At 51.8% G+C, this 18,767-nt stretch carries 16 protein-coding genes and 1 pseudogene; 11 read left to right on the forward strand and 6 right to left on the reverse strand.

Annotation, left to right across the window (positions count from 1 at the left end; genetic code table 11):
- Positions 1-17: 17 nt before the first annotated feature.
- Together ACUN8H_RS17980 and ACUN8H_RS17985 are read left to right on the forward strand one after the other, a co-directional pair.
- The gene (locus ACUN8H_RS17980; protein WP_445533407.1) at positions 18-1,736 is read left to right on the forward strand and encodes a proline--tRNA ligase; all 1,719 of its coding nucleotides are present in this window, start codon (positions 18-20) and stop codon (positions 1,734-1,736) included.
- Positions 1,720-2,352: a lytic transglycosylase domain-containing protein gene (locus tag ACUN8H_RS17985; RefSeq protein WP_445533408.1), complete on the forward strand. Its 633-nt coding sequence runs from the start codon at positions 1,720-1,722 to the stop codon at positions 2,350-2,352. The genes ACUN8H_RS17980 and ACUN8H_RS17985 overlap by 17 nt, the downstream gene beginning before the upstream one ends.
- On the opposite strand, the gene ACUN8H_RS17990 is transcribed toward ACUN8H_RS17985, so the two are convergent.
- On the reverse strand, positions 2,349-3,572 hold the full coding sequence (locus ACUN8H_RS17990; protein WP_445533409.1) for a PqqD family protein: 1,224 nt from the start codon (positions 3,570-3,572) through the stop codon (positions 2,349-2,351). The two genes, ACUN8H_RS17985 and ACUN8H_RS17990, sit on opposite strands and share 4 nt — an antisense overlap.
- Before the next feature lie 6 nt (positions 3,573-3,578).
- Positions 3,579-4,061 carry a hypothetical protein gene (locus ACUN8H_RS17995; RefSeq protein ID WP_445533410.1) on the reverse strand — a complete coding sequence of 161 codons (483 nt, stop codon included), beginning with the start codon at positions 4,059-4,061 and terminating at the stop codon, positions 3,579-3,581.
- A 210-nt stretch (positions 4,062-4,271) separates the two neighbouring features.
- Between ACUN8H_RS17995 and ACUN8H_RS18000 the strand changes: the two genes are divergently transcribed.
- Genes ACUN8H_RS18000 through ACUN8H_RS18015 form a run of 4 tightly spaced genes read left to right on the forward strand, consistent with a single transcriptional unit; the run spans position 4,272 to position 8,739 of the window.
- Positions 4,272-4,961: a Cupredoxin gene (locus ACUN8H_RS18000; protein WP_445533411.1), complete on the forward strand. Its 690-nt coding sequence runs from the start codon at positions 4,272-4,274 to the stop codon at positions 4,959-4,961.
- 49 nt (positions 4,962-5,010) lie between these two features.
- Complete coding sequence (locus tag ACUN8H_RS18005) at positions 5,011-7,380, forward strand: putative bifunctional diguanylate cyclase/phosphodiesterase (protein WP_445533412.1); 2,370 nt, start codon at positions 5,011-5,013, stop codon at positions 7,378-7,380.
- Positions 7,377-8,255: a DUF3034 family protein gene (locus ACUN8H_RS18010; RefSeq protein WP_445533413.1), complete on the forward strand. Its 879-nt coding sequence runs from the start codon at positions 7,377-7,379 to the stop codon at positions 8,253-8,255. Before ACUN8H_RS18005 ends, ACUN8H_RS18010 begins: the two co-directional genes overlap by 4 nt.
- 10 nt (positions 8,256-8,265) lie before the next feature.
- The gene (locus tag ACUN8H_RS18015; protein WP_445533414.1) at positions 8,266-8,739 is read left to right on the forward strand and encodes a group I truncated hemoglobin; all 474 of its coding nucleotides are present in this window, start codon (positions 8,266-8,268) and stop codon (positions 8,737-8,739) included.
- 148 nt (positions 8,740-8,887) lie between these two features.
- Here the strand turns inward: ACUN8H_RS18015 and ccoM are convergent, their stop codons facing one another.
- Together ccoM and ACUN8H_RS18025 are read right to left on the reverse strand one after the other, a co-directional pair.
- A complete protein-coding gene (gene ccoM / locus ACUN8H_RS18020) occupies positions 8,888-9,043 on the reverse strand; it encodes a cytochrome c oxidase subunit CcoM (RefSeq protein ID WP_445533415.1) in 156 nt (51 codons plus the stop codon).
- 109 nt (positions 9,044-9,152) lie between these two features.
- A complete protein-coding gene (locus ACUN8H_RS18025; RefSeq protein WP_445533416.1) occupies positions 9,153-9,671 on the reverse strand; it encodes an FKBP-type peptidyl-prolyl cis-trans isomerase in 519 nt (172 codons plus the stop codon).
- 111 nt (positions 9,672-9,782) lie between these two features.
- Between ACUN8H_RS18025 and ACUN8H_RS18030 the strand changes: the two genes are divergently transcribed.
- Positions 9,783-11,144, forward strand: a complete 1,362-nt coding sequence (locus tag ACUN8H_RS18030; protein WP_445533417.1) for an AmpG family muropeptide MFS transporter — start codon at positions 9,783-9,785, stop codon at positions 11,142-11,144.
- 36 nt (positions 11,145-11,180) lie between these two features.
- Here the strand turns inward: ACUN8H_RS18030 and ACUN8H_RS18035 are convergent, their stop codons facing one another.
- Both ACUN8H_RS18035 and ACUN8H_RS18040 read right to left on the reverse strand, forming a co-directional pair.
- Complete coding sequence (locus tag ACUN8H_RS18035) at positions 11,181-12,998, reverse strand: SEC-C metal-binding domain-containing protein (RefSeq protein ID WP_445533418.1); 1,818 nt, start codon at positions 12,996-12,998, stop codon at positions 11,181-11,183.
- A gap of 108 nt (positions 12,999-13,106) precedes the next feature.
- Positions 13,107-14,348 (reverse strand): ABC1 kinase family protein, encoded by a 1,242-nt coding sequence (locus ACUN8H_RS18040; protein WP_445533419.1) that lies wholly within the window; start codon positions 14,346-14,348, stop codon positions 13,107-13,109.
- A gap of 211 nt (positions 14,349-14,559) precedes the next feature.
- Between ACUN8H_RS18040 and ACUN8H_RS18045 the strand changes: the two are divergent.
- From ACUN8H_RS18045 to ACUN8H_RS18060, 4 genes and pseudogenes are all read left to right on the forward strand, one after another.
- A pseudogene (locus ACUN8H_RS18045) lies at positions 14,560-14,874 on the forward strand (toprim domain-containing protein); the annotation flags it as partial.
- Positions 14,875-14,943: 69 nt separating this feature from the next.
- A complete protein-coding gene (locus tag ACUN8H_RS18050) occupies positions 14,944-16,287 on the forward strand; it encodes a tyrosine-type recombinase/integrase (RefSeq protein WP_445533420.1) in 1,344 nt (447 codons plus the stop codon).
- Positions 16,287-18,071: a hypothetical protein gene (locus ACUN8H_RS18055; protein ID WP_445533421.1), complete on the forward strand. Its 1,785-nt coding sequence runs from the start codon at positions 16,287-16,289 to the stop codon at positions 18,069-18,071. Before ACUN8H_RS18050 ends, ACUN8H_RS18055 begins: the two co-directional genes overlap by 1 nt.
- Positions 18,071-18,661 (forward strand): hypothetical protein, encoded by a 591-nt coding sequence (locus ACUN8H_RS18060; protein WP_445533422.1) that lies wholly within the window; start codon positions 18,071-18,073, stop codon positions 18,659-18,661. The genes ACUN8H_RS18055 and ACUN8H_RS18060 overlap by 1 nt, the downstream gene beginning before the upstream one ends.
- Positions 18,662-18,767 lie beyond the last annotated feature (106 nt).

Genomic DNA, 18,767 nt, shown 5'->3' on the forward strand with positions numbered 1-18,767 from the left:
AAGGAATGCTCTAACCCATGCGCGCCAGCCAACTATTGATTGCCACTCTGAAAGAAACCCCGGCCGATGCCGAAGTCATTAGCCACCAGCTAATGCTCCGCGCCGGGATGATTCGCCGTTTGACCTCAGGGCTTTATACGTGGCTACCGCTTGGCCTGCGCACGTTGCGTAAAGTAGAAGCCGTTGTGCGCGAAGAAATGAACCGTGCAGGCGCTCAAGAGGTACTGATGCCCGCCGTTCAACCGGCAGAGCTTTGGCAGGAATCTGGCCGTTGGGAGCAGTACGGCCCGGAGCTGTTACGTTTAAAAGATCGTCATGACCGCGACTACTGCGTTGGGCCTACCCACGAAGAAGTCATTACCGATTTGGTGCGCAAAGAGATCGCCAGCTACAAGCAGTTGCCGGTCAACTTCTACCAGATTCAGACCAAATTCCGCGATGAAATTCGTCCGCGTTTTGGCGTCATGCGCTCACGCGAATTCATTATGAAGGACGCCTACTCCTTCCACTTGGATGAAGCGTCTCTGAAGCAAACCTATCAGGATATGTATGATGCCTACACGCGCATTTTTACGCGTTTAGGACTTAACTTCCGTCCCGTTATCGCTGACAACGGCTCGATTGGCGGCACCGGTTCTCACGAATTCCATGTGCTCGCCGATTCCGGAGAAGACGATATCGTCTTCTCCAACTCCTCCGAGTACGCAGCCAACATGGAGAAAGCCGAGGCGCTACCTGCGCCACTTGGCAGCCAGGCTGCCCGTGCCGAACCCGGCGAGGAGATGCGCCTAGTCGATACGCCCGATGCAAAAACCATCGCTACATTGGTGGAACAGTTCGATCTACCGATTGAGAAAACCGTTAAAACATTGATGGTACATGCCGCCGAGGGCGGACTGATTGCACTGCTTGTACGTGGTGATCACGAACTGAACGAAGTGAAGGCCGAAAACTTGGCCCACGTTGCCGCGCCACTGACCATGGCCAGCGAAGAGGAAATTCGCGCAGCGGTAGGTGCAGGCCCCGGCTCACTGGGTCCGGTTGGGCTCAAGATCCCGGTGATTATCGACCGCAGCGTGGCATTCATGAGCGACTTTGGCGCGGGCGCGAATGTCGATGACAAGCACTACTTCGGGATTAACTGGGAACGTGACGTTGCCTTGCCCGAGATAGCTGACCTTCGCAACGTGGTGGAAGGCGACCCCTCTCCAGATGGCCAGGGCACGCTCTCGATCAAGCGCGGAATCGAAGTCGGCCACGTTTTCCAGCTTGGTCAAAAGTACTCCCAGGCCATGAATGCCAACGTGCTAGGCGATAACGGTAAAACCAGCCATCCCTGGATGGGCTGTTACGGTATCGGCGTGACACGTGTGGTCGCTGCTGCCATCGAGCAAAACCACGACGACGCCGGGATTATCTGGCCCAATGCCATCGCCCCGTTCCAGGTAGCACTGGTGCCCATGAACGCGCATAAGTCTCAACGTGTTCGCGAAGAGTCCGAGCGCCTTTACCAAGCGCTAAGCGCCGCCGGTATGGATGTGTTGCTGGATGACCGTGATACGCGCCCCGGTGTTAAATTCGCCGACCTGGAACTGATGGGCGTGCCGCATCGCTTAGTGATCGGCGACCGCGGTCTGGATAACGGTGAACTGGAGTACAAGGGTCGCCGAGACAGCGAGGCCACGATGGTACCTGCCGATCAAATTATCGACTTTCTGCGTGAGAAAACCCGCTAATATCGCCAAAATAGCCACCGCGCCCAGTCGCTTGTTTGGCGCCGCGCGGTGGCTAACACTGGCACTGAGCGTGCTCTTGCTCAGTCAGGTGGGGCCCGCAACAGCACAGCCGCTGCCACCGGCACTGCGCCCTACCCTTGAAATGGCTAACCAGCAGCACCAAACCCCTCACCAACAGTGGGTGGCGCGCCAGTGGCGGGCAAAAATGGACGCGCCACTGGCGCGTTTTATTCCTGATTCAGCGCAGCGGCAGTTACTCCTCACGCGCATCTATCAGGAAGCCAGATTGGCAGGTTTGCCACCCGATTTAGTCTTGGCGTTGATACAAGTGGAAAGCGCCTTCAACGCTGACGCGATCTCAACGGCCGGCGCGGTGGGCTTGATGCAAATCATGCCCTTCTGGATTAGCGAGTTGGGATTACCTATCGATGATTTAACCCACCCGCCGCGCAATCTGCGCTATGGCTGTACCATCTTGGCGCACTATTTAGCCATCGAAAGTGGCGACTTTACTCGCGCCCTAGCGCGCTATAACGGCAGTTTAGGAAAAACCTGGTATCCAGAGCGGGTGATGCATGCCTGGCGCGATACGTGGCGTCAGCCAGTGGGGCATTAATCTTGCTGTTCACTAGGCTCAATCAAACCCACCGCCAAACACTGCCCCAACAGTTCAGCCATGTCCCGACGCACCTGCTCAAGAGAAACGGGCATAAAAAACGCCACTAAGGTTTGGCTTAACTCTTCCATCGTCAGCGCTTCATGCTGCAATAAGGCCCACGCTGCACGGCTTGTGATGTTCATCCGATGAATCGCACCGCCCTCTTCAACAATGACAAATAGCTCATCGCCTAAGGGGTACTCATGGGCCGTTTTACAAGCACGCCAATAGCGCTGATCACTCCTATTAAGCGCCGCCGCTTCAGGCATGGCCGCTGCCTGGGAAGGAGACGTGTAGAGGGTGGGTTGATCATTGAGTGCTGAGCCAAGCTCACGCCCTACAAACGCTGCCGCTTCGTAGGCGTCTGAATAGCGCAGCAGAAAGCAAGGCATCCCCTCCACCATCGGCCAGAATTTCTCAATCAGTTGTTGGTCAGTCAGCCTATCGGCAAAGTTCTGCTTTAACAGCTGCCATAATCCTTCCCCATGCTGAAGTGGCGTCAGTTGTGGCGTGGTCACTTTGCGATCCCGGTCAATCAATACGATGGCACTGATGGGGCGCTGCTCACCATGTCTGGCCAGCAGCGTTTCATCCAGCGCCACATAGCCATAGCGATCATCACTTGGCCCCTTATGCTGGCCAATAAAGTCCTGAAGCTCAGTTGCAAGCGAGGGAGGAAGGGGTAAACGTAAGCGCGGCGCGATTCCGAGCGAAACGCCCCTGCCTTGAGAAGTGAGCGCCACGACATCGTCTCCAAAGACACGGTAGCCAGCGGCTGCAAAGGCACAGGTGAGCGTACTTTTACCGGCCCGGTGCGATTCGGGAAAAATGATCAATTGACCCTCTATCTCAACCGCGCCGCAGTGTAAGCCAATAACGTTCGAGTGTTGACGTAAATAGGCACCCGACAGATCCGCTATCACACTGCAGGCGGCACTCACTGGCGTATCGAGCCATATGCCCCCTTTTGGGAGCGCGGGCGCTTGCTGCCAATAACCGGCCTCTTGCTGACTAACAAAAATAGCAGGCTGGTTTTGCTGAAGCGTGCATTCGGTTAACGGCCAGCCGGGCATGGCTGCCTGTAGTATCGACAGCAGCGGCTGAGCATTAACTAAGCGTAAGCAAGGGCCAAGACCGGCTAGCGCATAATCGCTTGTCGTCGTGTTAAGCGTCGTCATCGTTTTTCACCAGCGATGCGGGAGTAAACGGCTGATGCGTAATTCAATCACACCCTCCCGCTCCCAGCGAGGACGCTCATCGTAACGATAGGGCCGCGAATCTCTCTGGTGAGGATAAGGCGAGCGTGAATAGCCGTTGCGCGAATATTCAGGGCGGGAATAGTCCGGACGAGAATACTCAGGTCTTGCATAATTAGGACGAGAGTAATTAGGGCGAGAGTAATTAGGGCGAGAGTATTCGGGCCTTGCATAGCTTGGGCGAGAATGGCTAGGACGAGAATGACTGGGCTTAGAGCGCCCCCGGCCGACCCGTTGATGGTGATGACCGTGAGGACGCGAATGCCCACGCTCATGGGCTTCAGCTTGCCCCATTGACAGTAAAGAAGGAGCTACGTAAAGCGCCGCCGCACCAAAACCAAGGCTAGCTAGTACCTGTCGGCGCGACCGCTGCTGTTTAAGCAAGGTAGTGGTAGGTTCTTGAGTGCTCATATCACTTCTCCGTAGTTATCGAACACCGTTTTCAGTATTCACTTTAACCACCATGCCCAGTGAGCGCCACGTTGCCGTGCCTCTTTCCCCATTGTTTACTCTTTTTTTGCAAGTGTTGGCTTACCGTTAAGCCAAAAGAATGACTTTCTTGCATAATCCTTTCACTATTAATCCCGATGCTTTACTAGCCCCATGTGGAACGCTATCTCAATGCCAACAAAAAATACGTACTGCCGCCTTTTCAATAAAATGCTCACTCTCTGCACTGGCCCGCTTGTATTGCTGGCGACGCTTCTGTTTAGCCTTACCGCCAACGCCGCGCAGATAACAGTACTCGACAGCGATGGCTTACCGCTAAAGGATGCCGTCGTTGAGGTTTACTATGACGCTGAGACAAACCCACCTGAACAAGAGAAAGAGAATATCTATCAACGCAACGCTGCCTTTCATCCGAAAGTACTAACAGTACCTATCGGAAGCTATGTGGCCTTTCCCAATCAAGACACTACTCGCCATCACGTTTACTCATTCTCCTCCGCTAAAACGTTTGATTTAAATCTTTACCTACAAGAGACGCCCCCCCCCGTGCATTTCGACCAGGCGGGCATTGTCGTGCTGGGCTGCAATATTCATGATCACATGCAGGCGTTTATTGTGGTCAGCGATGCCCCCTATGCGGCGACCACTAACGCAGAAGGCATGCTGGCCCTGCCCACCCTGCCGCCTGGCCAACATCGCTTGCGTGTTTGGCATCCACGTCTCGATAACAATCAAGAAATATGGTGGGAAGGCGATATTAACAATGCTGACCAGTTAGAAGTCAGGTTAGAACTTAATGCGCTGCCACCACCGGTGCAAAACCTGTCGCCCCTGCAGCAGCGGTTTCGGGATGCCAGCTAAACACACAGCATGGCTATAGGTTGTTGATCCGTTTTTTATTGAGGTCGCTATGCGCTTTCAAACGCGCCTGATGCTAGTACTGCTTACGGTAGTGATTCTCTCGCAATTGGCTACCGGGTTGGCGTTTTTGCGCGCAACCCAAAACGACGTCATCGCCAAAGGCTCTCAACGCTTAGAGGTGGGGGCCAACGTATTACAGCAAATGCTGGATGCACGCGGCGAACAGTTGAGTGATAACGTTTCCATCCTTGCCGATGATTTTGGTTTTAAGAGTGCCGTTTCGACTCAGGATACGGAGACACTCTATTCCGTGCTGGCCAATCATGGTGATCGAGCCAAGGCTGATATCGTCTTACTCAGCGGCCTGGATGGAAATATTTTGGCTAGCAGCCACCACGCCCAAAATAGTCCGATGCCATTCCCCCAACTGTTTGAGCGAGCCCGCCAAGAAGGCGAAGCGGTGAGCGTAGTCATCGCCGAGGGGGAACCGTATGAATTTGCCTTGCTACCCGTGCGCGCCCCCAATCTGATTGGTTGGGTGGGTATGGGTTTTTTAATCAGTGAGGCGGTCACTGAAGAGATCAATGCGCTGACGGGGCTTGATATAAGCGTGGTCAACTATCGCCATAATGGTGACATCAGCTACCTCGCCAGCTCCCACCAAGAACAGTTGGCCATGAGATTAATGAGCGGGAATGGTGATGAGCTTATGCAGGGGGAATATTTGTCGAGCAGCCAAATGACCCCGGATGCAAAGTATCTCTCCTATGCCAGCCTGCTTTATGCCGATGATGCCAATCAAACTTATGCGTTATTGCAACTGTCGCGCAATGACCTTCTGGGTGCTTATCGCTCATTACAGTGGCAGCTACTGGCTATCATTGCATTAATTCTGGTGTTTACCATTTTGGTTGCCATGTGGAGTGCGCGAAGCATGAGCAAACCACTCATATTGCTGGCGAAAGCGGCGCAGCGCATTGGGCGCGGAGAGCGTTTTACTGAGATACCGGTCGGTACAGGGCGCAGCGAGACCGGGCTGCTGGCATCTACCCTAATGGCCATGCAGGAAGGCATCGCTCAGCGCGAGTCAACGCTTCATCACCAGTCTCGCCACGACATGCTCACCGACCTTCCCAATCGCATCAGCGCGCAAGAGGATATTAGCCTTTTAATCAAACGCGGCGATCCATTTACCCTGTTGCGAATCGCGATTAATAACTTTCGTGACATTAACGACACCTTTGGCTATGCCCTGGGGGATCATATGCTGGTCACACTCGCCAAGCGCTTGCAGCATTTAGATGACGCGGAGAGCACTGCCTACCGGCTGGATGGCGATGAGCTACTGTTGCTCCTCAATCAGTCTAGAAGTGATTTTGCCTGGCGAACCCGGCTGTTTACTACGCTGCATCACCCGATCGATCTCGATAAATCTCCCATTACGCCCTCCATTTCAGCTGGTGAAACCAACTATCCCGAGCATGGCGACAGCCCGCAACTGCTGCTTCGGCGTTCGGATATAGCACTGGACATGGCGCGTCGTCACCGGCACTCACACCAACGCTACCTAGAGGGTCAGGACGAGCACCACTTGCGTCAACTCACCTTGATTCGAGACCTGCAGGACGCGGTGGGCAACGGTGAACTTTGGATGGCCTACCAGCCCAAAGTAGACACCCGTAACGGCCGTGTCGATCAGTGCGAAGCGTTGATGCGCTGGCGTCACCCATCGCTGGGTTTTGTGCCACCCGATGAGTTCATTAGTTTAGCCGAGCGCTCGGGAAGTATCAGCATGCTTAGCCATTGGATGTTAGCCAATGTTTGCGCTCAGCTGCATAACTGGCAGCAACGTGGTTACCACTTATCGGTTGCCGTTAACCTCTCCGCCAGTGACGTGGTAGACCGCCAATTAGCCGCTTACGTAGCCAGCTTACTGGAACGCTATCGCTTGGCGCCTGCCCGCCTGAGTATCGAAGTCACTGAAAGTGCCGTGATGCAGGATGTCGATGCTGCGATGAAGACACTGATGGAACTCAACCAATTAGGGTTGCGTATCGCCATTGATGACTACGGCACAGGCTACTCTTCCCTGGCGCAAATCAAACGACTGCCCGTGGATGAACTCAAGATTGACAAGTCATTCGTGTTGGCCATTGACTCCCAAAAAGACGACTTAACCATTGTCAGCTCAACCATCGAAATGGGTCACAGTTTAGGCCTGCGTTTAGTGGCCGAAGGGGTCGAGAATCGCGCCAGCGCCGAGTTATTAAGTAAGCTTGGCTGTGACTATTTACAGGGGTATTGGATTGCTAAACCGATGCCCGCTGATGACATCCCCGCTTGGTTGGATAATTTTACAACCCTGTCATTACCCCACCCTATGTCGTCCATCATAAAGACCCTGCTGAGAAAGCCATGAAGTCATTGCTACCTTTTTTTTCACCGTCCCCCTCGCTTTTGCGGCCGTCCCTTTGCGGCTGCCTAGCGATCTGTTTAGCGCTTGCTTCCACCCCTTCTTTTGCCGGTAGCCGCATTTTAGGCACCGGGGGAGTGAGCGCTATCGAAGGCGCAGCAGGCGGCGGCTTGTCACCATGGGCAGTGCTGGCCAGCACGGCAAGCGAGCAAGAAATGGGCGTTACCGCATCTGCGTCGCGCGCCTGGGTAGATGACTATCGGCTAACGGTCACCGGCGCTAGCCTGAATGTTTATGATCGAGCAGAGCTTTCTATCGCGCGTCAAACGCTTGATTTAGAAACGCTGGGTGGCGAGCTGGGCCAAGATATTTATGGCGCTAAATTACGTTTATGGGGCGATGTCCTGTACCACCCCTGGGGTATTTGGAGCATGGGAATTCAGCACAAACGGCTCGTTGATGGTGCCATCCCCACCGCGCTGGGCGCCAGCGATATAAACGGCACCGACGTCTACCTGAGCGCGAGCAAACTGCTATTTAGTGCAGTGGCGGGACGCAACGTACTGCTCAACGCCACCCTACGTAATACTGACGCCAACCAAGGTGGCCTACTCGGTTTCGGGGGCGACCAGGGTCACCGCACCTGGGTTGCGGAAGGAAGCGTGGGGTTATTTATCACACCTAACTGGGTGATGGGCGCTGAGTATCGTCAGAAACCCGATAACTTAAGCGTGGCCAAAGAGGACGATTGGCAGAGTCTCTACAGTGCCTACTTTTTCAATAAGCACCTATCGCTAACGGGCGCATGGCTCGATTTAGGCGATATTGCTGGCCTGCCCTCTCAGCGCGGCGGCTATCTCTCTCTTCAAGCAGCTTTTTAAGCGGAACGCCATGACCATTCAACCACGAATCACATTTTCACGCCGTCCGTTAATAGCGCTCTTCTTTGCAGTGGTGTCTTTAACAATGATGGGCTGCGCGCAACAATCGACAGCGCCGACTACCTCTACAACGCTCTATGAACGCTTGGGTGGCGCGACGACTATCGATGCGGTTGTCGAAAACTTCCTGTACCGAATTGCCGATGACGCCGATATGGTGGGCTTTTTTGCTAACACCAACATCGACTTTTTTGCCCAATCACTGGCAAGCAAACTATGCGATGTCAGCGACGGTCCGTGCCGTTATGAAGGCCCACCAATGGATCGTGCCCACCAAAACATGGGATTGACGGATGTCCACTTTAATCGGTTGGTAGAACACCTTGACGCCGCGATGGAAGAGGAAGGCATTGCCCTGGGAAATCGCAATGAATTACTGGGCAGGCTAGCCCCTATGCACGGCGATGTCATGCGTCTTCAGTAACCCCGCCAGCCTCCCGTCCGACCGCTTTCACTCGGTAGAGGGCTTTGTGGGCAGAATTGGAAAAGTCAGCCCAAATAAGGCTGGCAACAGGAGGCTTACTAAGCGCGCAAACCCCCTCCCCTGACAAGGTTAATGCGGATCAGATCGGCTATTTCTTGCGCTCATCTTTACGCAGATGATCTCGAATGACGAAGCCGACCCAGCCAACCATAAAAGCGATAACCAAAGCGACGCTAGCCAAGCCGAATACAACTGTGTCATCCCAATACATGGTGAATTCTCCCGCCGTGATGTATGAGCCCATACTAGCCACTCAACGGCAGAAGAATGCTGACCTGGATCAAATTACGCGGGGCGCGGGAATGCGGCTGAGTAGAAAGTTGTTGCGCGTCAATTTTTGCCGCTGAAAGCGCTTAGAGCACTTTGCGGTCTTCCACTTTACTATGCTCGGTGCCCGGCGGAAGCGGATGGCCTTTGGCCAGTTCTGCCCGGGTGGCATCACGCACCTCTAAAATAGTGACTTGGTAGTTAAGCGTGCGTCCGGCAAGCGGATGGTTGGTATCCACGGTAACGCGATCAGCATTTACTTCCAGTACGGTGACGATTTGTGGCCCGGCTTCACCTTCGGTTTGAAAGCGGCTACCGGGCACCAACTCAGCGTTACCAAAGGAGCCGCGACTGACTTCCTGAACCAGCGCCTCATTGCGCACACCGTAGGCATCAGCAGGCATCAATTGCACACTTAGCTCGGCACCAGCGGTTTGGCCCGCCAACGCACTCTCTAATCCGGGGACAATATTGTCGTGACCGTGTAGATACTCCAGCGGTTTATCGCGCGCCTGGGAATCATCCAGTACCTGCCTACTGCCATCGTTAAGCACATCGCGAAGAACATAGTGCAGCGTAACGACCTGATGCGCCGTAATCGACATGGAAAACTCCTCTCCGGTAAGCTGTCGGCGTTGTGATAAAACATTGTGATAAAAACATACCCTAGTTTACCACTTGGCCATTGCTAACGTCTTTCCCAGGAGTAGCGCTTAATGCCCAACCCCACCCCCCAGCGCAGTTGGCTTGCTGCGCTGGCTGTTTATTGTCGTGCGCCGGTGATTACCATGTTGTTTTTAGGCTTTTCTGCTGGCCTGCCCTTTCTGCTGGTGTTCTCGACGCTTTCCGCTTGGCTGCGCAGTGACGGCGTAGAAGTGGCGGCCATCGGCTTTTTCGCTTGGATCGGCATGCTTTACTCCATCAAGTTTTTCTGGGCACCGGTCGTTGATCGGTTAGCGCTACCGCTGATGACCCGTGCTTTCGGCCAGCGCCGTGGCTGGATGCTATTAGCGCAAGGGATGATAGCGGCCGGCTTGGTGGGGCTCGCCGGTTTAAGCCCGGTGGGTAACCTGGGTTGGGTTGCCGTGTTTGCGCTGCTGGTGGCGTTTGGCTCAGCCACCCAGGATATTGCCATTGACGCCTACCGCATTGAGTCCGCCGACGATGATGTCCAGGCCGCCATGGCTTCTACCTATATTATTGGCTACCGGGGGGGCCTGTTGGCCGCTGGCGCGGGGGCGCTTTATATCGCCGCCTCCGCCTCGTGGAACGTGGCATATCTCAGTATGGCAGCGCTAATGAGTATTGGGGTGCTGACCGTGTTACTACGCCCTGAGCCCAAACGTGCCTCGCTCTCTATTCAGCTTATCCACGAGCCGCGCGTACGCGCCTTTATTCGCGCCAGCCGCGGCAAACCTAAGATGATACGCCGCCTGGGCGCCTGGAGTATCGGCGCACTGGTCTGCCCGTTTACCGACTTTTTCAGCCGCTACGGAGTCAAAGCACTATGGATTTTGGTCTTCATTGCGGTCTTTAGAATCAGTGACTTGGCCATGGCCTCCATGGCAAACCCGCTCTACATAGATTTGGGGTTTTCGCTGGCTGAGATTGCGAACGTGACCAATATATTTGGTATTGCGATGAGCATTACTGGAGGCATGTTAGGCGGGCTTTTTGTGGCGCGTTATGGCATCGGCCCTTTGCTGATTTTTGGTGCGGGGCTAGTCATGCTCACTAACCTGCTGTTCGCCGCCCTCGCCGTGGTAGGCAACCAGTTACCCATGCTGGTGGTCACGATTATTGGCGACAACCTCGCCAATGGCTTGGCCAGCGCGGTGTTTATCGCGTTTCTTTCCAGCCTTACGTCACGGGCTTATACCGCAACACAATACGCGCTGTTTTCGTCGCTAATGACGCTACCAGGAAAGTTTTTGAGCGGGTTTGGCGGGCTGGTCGTTACGGCCCAGGGCTACCCGAGCTTTTTTGTGATCGCTACACTGCTGGGGCTACCGGCCATACTTTTGGCGATTTGGATCAGCCGAGACAAGCAGCTAGTGCCTGCCCCTAAGCCACGTTAAATGGCCAGGGGCAAGCGCAAGCGCTAATCATTTCGGCTAGCGGTGCGCTTCCAGCCAGTCGAGGGCACCTGTCGTCGTGCGCCACTGATCGCGCATCAGCGTACGGTACTGCCAGGCTTCTGCCCGTGAGCCAGGGTCAACCTGGCCATCCGGGTGGGGCATGGAAGGCCGCGGGTTCTCAGCGCAGATGAGCTCTAAAGCATAGCGATTATGGCCAACTACATCGCCAAGGGCGGTCTCGGCCGCCTCACGCTGTTCCAAACGATAGAGCGCCAAGGTTTTTCCCATCAACAGACCAAGCACCAGCGAGCCGTCGTCGTCATTCTCTTCCGCCAACGCCAAGGCTTCTTCGTTTCGGTCATCGCGCAGCAACTGATCCAGCACCAGTTCGCGCAACCCCAAGCTATCTTCCTGGTCGATCAGCAGCAGCTCTTCGGCCAGTTCGCGGGAGTGCTGACGCGCGCCTCGCTCCATGCCCACCACTAACGCCAAGCCGGTGCGCAGCAAAATAGCGTTATCCGCATCGTCCCAGCACAGGTTGCCATCCCCTTCGGCACGGGCCTGCTCCAACCACCGGGAAAGGCGCAGCGCTAAGGGTTCCAGCAAACTCGGCGCCATCCACGGCAAGCTGCCAAAACGACTGGTGAGCGCCAGTGTCAAATCCTGCACCACCTGGGGAGCATCCAACCACTCCGGGTGAGAGCACAGGGCCGACATCCACTCAATGGCATTGCCCCAGGGATCGTCACGAAACCCCAGCGCCACGTCTTCATCCACCAGCACCTGAAACTGTTCATGCCAAGCGGCAAACAGCGTCGCTTCACGCGCGCTGGTGTTGTAAAGCAATCGGTCACTGTCAGGGTCGGCTTGAATATCGATTTTGGGGGCAGTGGGCAACGCGGCCAGCAACGCTTGAAGTGATACCAGCGGTGTGGCCAGATCCTCTTCCGCACTGAGCAGTTGATCCGCAAGCGTCGCACCCGGATTTTCCGCTAGCGCGGCCAGAAAATCCAGTTGGTCTTCATCGAGTTCGCCCTGGCGTAAAAGGCGGCGGTACCAGAAGTTAGCGCGCTCTTTGGCTTCCTGCTCGTGGCCTTCATGCAATAGCAACATGGCTTCAATGTAAGCCAGCGTGGGAGAATCGGGCAGTGCCTGCTGGGCTTTGACAAAAGCGCCCCGAGCACTGTCCAAATCATCTTTATCAAGGTGCATCAAGCACAAACGCTCAAGGGCTACGCCACGCAGAAACAGCGGCCCGCGCTCCATCACATCGTCAAGCAGGTCGGCACGTTTGCGGTTGAAGCCGCGCTCTTGATAAATATCCAATAGGATTTCAAAGGCAGGCTCGGCCTGCTCGGGCAGGCGTGACCAGTCGCTGCCATCAAACAGCGATTCGAGAATTTGCATTGCACGCCCCGTCTGGCCACTTTCGGCGGCGATAAGGCCAGCTTCCAGCAGCGCTTGAGGCGGTGCATGTTGGCTATCCAGCGCCGCTTTCAGGGTGGTGCCTTTCCATTCCCGCAGCGAAAGCATCCACATCATCTGTTCGGGGATGTCGGTGGGAAATTCGACTTGGTAACAGCATTGCTTGAATTTACGCCCGGAATCACACCAGCACGGTTCATTGCGGCCCGGCGTGGCCAGGGGCTCACAGGCGAAACTGAGCCGCTCCAGGGGCGTTTGCGACCACAATACCGGCGCCAGCGCCTGCGCCATGGATACATCGCCTTCGAAGGATTCCGCCCCCTTAGCGCGCACCCAGGTCATAAAATCCGGATAGTGTTCTTGTTGCCTGATTGCCGAGAGTGCCCCGGAGGCGAATCCCAGCAGTTGATCGACCCATACCGCCAGCATTGCCGTCTCCACTGCGTTAAACGATGTCTGCCAATAACCATGACTAAAATGAAAGCGACATAGTTTATCACGAAGGCAGACAGCATCGCAGCGGCAATCGGTTGTTCGTTAGTAGGCACGCGCTAGTAGCGGTAAGGTGCGCGCATACATATCCAATCGCGCGCCTAATCGAACTAAGTTCCAGTAGTGGCCGTTCAACGCGCGTGAAAGCAGCAGCGTATCCGCAGGTGGCTGCAGGCGATCCATCGCCGCCCATACTTTCGGAGTCAATTCGCGTAACTGACGATGCACCCGCACATCGCTGAAATCCTGTTCGCCCGGTGCAAACAACGGGGCGATGCACTCAGCAGATTCCCGATAGAGAGACAGCGGTGCCCCCTGCCCCTGGCGTCCGCCCATCTGCATCAGCGCCTCATCCATTCCCATGGGGTCGTGTTTTAGCGTGGCGTCGAGCAGTTGCATCATTGCCTTAATGCGCCCCTCTGGCACACTAATGACAGCCCCTAAATCGTAAATCACCAGCCGCCCTTCAGCATCAGCGGCAAAATTGCCCGCATGGGGGTCCGCGTGCAGTTCGCCGTGAGTAAACAGCTCCTGGGTAATCCAGTCCGCCAATGCCTGCGCGATCCCTTGGCGCGTGGCATCATCAGCCTCTGCTAGTTCACGCAGCGGCGTGCCCTGCACATAGCGCATGGCTAACACATGCTGGCCGGAAAGCGCGGGCAGCGGTTCGGGGATCACCAACCTCGGATCATCCTGATAACGCTCACGGTAGCGCGCTAGCGCGGCGGCTTCGGCGTGATAATCCAACTCCCCGCGCAGGCTTTCGGCGAGTTCCTCGAATAGCGCATCCAGACGTGCTTGCGGCACTTTGAACCAGCGGCCCAAGCGCATGATGCGACGCACCTGTATCAGGTCGCTTTCTAACACATCGGCAAGACCTGGGTATTGCACCTTGAGAACGATCGTTTCACCTTCGTGGGTCGTCGCTCGGTGAACTTGGCCCATTGAGGCGCTAGCGAATGGGCGCTCTTCAATCTGACTAAAATAGTGATCAATGTCGCCATACTGTAATTCCAACGCCTCCCGAATACCCGGCCACGGCATGGGCTCGGCCTGGCGCTGTAGGCGGGCCAGCTCCTCGGCAAGATCAGGGGGCAGCAAGTCATCCCACTGAGACATGATCTGGGCAAGCTTCATGGCGGGGCCTTTAAGCTCTGAAAGCCCTTCAAACAACGCTTCGCCCAAAGCGCGCCAATCCGCCTGACCGCCCAGCCGCGTTTTCAGCAAAGCCCCACCGGTGCGAGCGCCCAAGCCCATTAAACGCCGTGTTCTGCCTCGATCGCGCATTGTTGACGCCCCTTAACCAGCAAAGCGTTTACCAAGCACATGGCTATCAAACCGCTTGCTATTAATAAAAATATTTATACACAATCTATACAACTTAACAGCAATAACCATTTACCGCATCACTCTATTGAGCAGCTCCCGCTGACGCCAATGCTGGGCGCCGTCTGCTACCATAGGCGCCATCAACGGATACGATGAAGGCTTCGCTGCTATGCGCCTGATAATTGCCGAAAAACCCAGCCTCGCCCAAGCCATTGCGAGCGCGCTCCCAGGGACGGGTAAACGCCAGGATGGCGCCATGGTATGTGGTGACACAACGGTCACCTGGTGCCTCGGCCACTTATTGGAGCAAGCACCTCCAGAAGCTTACGACCCCGCCGATAAGCAGTGGCGACTGGACCGACTGCCCATCGTGCCGCTGCAATGGAAATTGATGCCGCGCCCAAAAGCACGTGGGCAACTCGCGGTGATACGAAAGCTGATCAAGCAAGCCACCGATGTCGTGCATGCTGGCGACCCCGACCGCGCACTGTTACGATTTTTCTATTGAAAGCGATTGTTACGTTTACAATCTATGAAATAGTGAAATAACAGCATGGGTGGTCATGTGGGCATAGAGCTATGGGAAATTCCTGACTTTGTTGTAGATCAGCCAATTAAACGAGAGATTAATAGGTCCACCGGAGAGCTATCAATATGCTTTGAAAGATCTGGCAATTCTCTAGGCAAACTTCCTCTCTTATACAAGGAAGACGGTAGCAGCATTAGAGTCGCGAATATTTGGCTGATCCATTTAAAAGCCAATTTGCGTAAGAAAGCGGTTAACACTCAAGCACAAGCATTGCTCCACTACTTTACCTTCCTTGAAGATATAGGCATTACTTGGGACACTATGCCTGCCGCCCTGAGAAAAAGACCTACCTATGGGTTTAAGAAGCATTTGCGTGAAGCGTATAAAAACGGAAATATAGCTAGATCTACTGCCAGCAGCTATATGAGTATAGTGATCAAGTTTTATAAATTCTATCTAGCTAGAAATCATCCATTTGAGCACCCGCCGTTTAAGTATGAGATAGTCAAAGTCAGTACGAGTGGCTCACATGAGTACATGAGAAACAAGTTGATTCATGTCGACACCACTGATCTAAGATTAAAGCTACCAAATGATACGAGCTATTATGGACTATCACGCAAACTGCTCCCAATGAACCATCAGGAATGGCGCGTGGCTGAAAAATACTACAAGGAGCTTCAAACTGGAGTTTCTAATAGAAGCAATAATACAAAGACAGTTGCGCTATCGCAGGAGTTCCAAATTGCAATCGAGCTAAGTCGGTACTGTGGATTGAGAAGATCAGAAATCATAAGCATTCGGATAAACGCAATCTACAAGCCCAACTCAAAACAACTGACAAAGAAATACCTAATCAACGCCGATGGTTTGAACCTTGACCCAAGGCGAGGCGTGACGACTAAAAATGGTACGGTAAGGATAGCTGAAATTACTTCTGAATTGATGCAGCGAATCTACGAGTACACAAACTCAGCTCGATACATACAGCGCAGAAAGCTATATGAGGAAAGTAATACTGAAGACAAGTATGGCCCCCCACTGCTTTTAAACCAACTAGGCAAACCATATTCACCTAAAAGTATTGATGCACGATGGGGTGAGCTAAGAAATGCCATTAGAAGCGAGCTTCCAAATTTTAGCCATAAGTTTCATAATTTACGCTCGACCTATGCTGTTGAAAGATTAAAAGAATTATTGAATTCAGGAATAAAAGAAGGAAAAGCCCTCGACTATCTCCAGTCAGTGATGGGGCACAAAAGCAGAGCCACACTACTGGGCTATCTCAAGCTTTCAGAGGAGGTAGTTACAGCTAATGAGATTCATGAAATAGCCACAGACATAATTCTTGAGAGCGGTGAACATTAATGGCTTTTTTAAAAGAAAGCAAAAGAAAAACATCGGCAGCACGACAAACAAATTTTGAAAATGTAGTCAGCATAAACTTGAAGGATAGGTTTATCACTGATGGACACGGCACGGCCAATTTTGTGCGCCTTCTTTATAAAGGATGTCCAATTCTTTCAATGGAAGAAAGACGTACAAACAAGCCTAAGCATCAGACTGATCTTATTGATGCCAATCGAAGAGAGTTGGCAGTAAAAATCTGCAATGCAATCCATGGTATGGATAAAACTGAAAGAACAAAGATTAATATATTTCGAGAAACTGTATCATTTATAAGAAAAATGGACTCTGAAGGAATTAACGACACTTTTTGCCATGATTCCATATCCATATATGTTAACGAGCTAACAAAACTATATGAAAAAGGTATAAAAGGAAAAAGCTTATCTTCTCGCCAGAACTCTATTAAATCGTTGCTAAAAGAGCTAGATATCGAGCTGTATGAGCAATGTAAATATATATTCATAGCTTTCCCATCAGACAGTGAGCCTACAAAGCCATACACAGACGATGAGCTTAAGAAAATAGCATTAGCTCTTTACACCATCTTTAATAATTACGCAAAACATTTAGAGAACGATACCACCCCAACAACATTTCCACTTTACACTGAAAAAAATGAAGATGGCTCCTATAAATTCATAAGCAACGGTAGCTCAGTAAGACATACGACCTATAGAAACAGCTGTAGCACATGGAAAACTGACTTAGTTAGAGCAGCATACTTCATCACCAGTTTACATACAGGTGTAAACTCTAACCCTCTTCTTGAATTAAAAATATCAGATATAGCTGAAGAGACTTTTCAAGATATTACTCGTGGAACCTACAAGCTTAGAACGATCAAAAGAAGACAATCAGGAAAAATAAATGAAATAGAAGCTGGCTTTACCAAAAAAGGTAAAACCTTTTTTGATAGGTGGCTAAGAATTAGCAAAAAACTAAACTCATATAAGGATGGCTATATATTCCCAAATTTTTCTGGCAACAAGCCATCTAAAATGACTAACAGTAACACTAGCTCCCTTAATAAATACATAAATAGCTTTGGCATTCCTGCATTTAGCAACCAAAGATTTAGAAAAACGAAGGCCTCTCTTATAATGAGGGCGACTGAAAGCATATTCATGGTTGCTCAAGGGCTAAACAATTCTGTAGCAACCGCATCCAAGTATTACGCTAATGGAGATCCAGTAACCACTGAACTTTCACTAGCCTCAGCACTATATATCCGTGAGCAAACTGCACTAGGGGTACCATTAGATAACGCAATAAAAGAAAGTACATTTGTTTTCAATGATCCAATCAAAGAAAGCGGCGCAAACACTAAATATAAAAAATTATCCAATGGTTTAAGGTGCGGCGGTGCCTTTGGAGAAAAATCAATTAAGATAAAAAGCACATTAATTAAAGAAGGGATTGCAAAAGAATCTGATCTTGTTGCTTGTCATAAGTTTTTAGAGTGCTTTGGTTGTATGCATCATGCCGTGGTCGCAGAAGTAGAAGACATATGGTTATTACTATCATTCAGTGATGTTATATTAGAGTCTCTCACTACGCCATCTATCAATTCAAAGCCAACAAACTTAATACATAAGGTGCACAATACTGTTCAGGTTATTATTGAACGCATGAAAACTAAACATACAACTGTTTATTCTGAAGCTTATCAAAAATATCTAGATACACCACACCCGCTTTGGCAAGATACTAGTGACATTGAATTGATGCTGGAAATTTACTAATGAATGAAACAACAAATACTAAAAACTTAAAGTCAATAGAGCCTATCCAAGATATTGTTATCTCTTATGATTCTAACGGACAACCTTATAGTTACTACCACTCAGAAAAATGGATTTTGTGGTCACTTAGCTTCGATGTTTCTTTTTCCAGGCTGTCAGGAGAATTCAAAAAAGCCACTAAACATCTTGTATATAAGGTCATAACAAACAAAACCCTCAAATCTAAAAAAAGTGCTACTAAAAACATCATTGAAGGGGCAGTTATTTTTGAAAAATGTATAACAGCATGCAATGGGTATTTATATGAATTCATTGACGAAGACAAAAACTATCGAAAAGTTATAGATCAAGCAAAGATCAGAAACCTAAAATATAAAACATGGAAAAATAATTTAATTTTCATTTCTCATCTATATGCTGAAAAATTAATAAGCCGAAATATAGGCAGCGCTGAAAACTTAGCAAGATATTTATCAAGTAGTGGTGATGATATTTCTCAGGCAATATGTTTGCCAGAGCGTATCGCCACCATTTACTACAGAGAGTCTCTAAACTTAGTTGAAGTGTGTTCGACGTCTCCCCCTGATTGAGTAGCGCTACACTTTAGAGTCCGATCCTATGGGTAAGGAGATTGGACATGAAGAAGCGTTTCAGCGAAGAACAGATCATTGGTTTCCTGGGCGAAGCCGAAGCGGG

Source organism: Vreelandella sp. V005, from assembly GCF_052645115.1.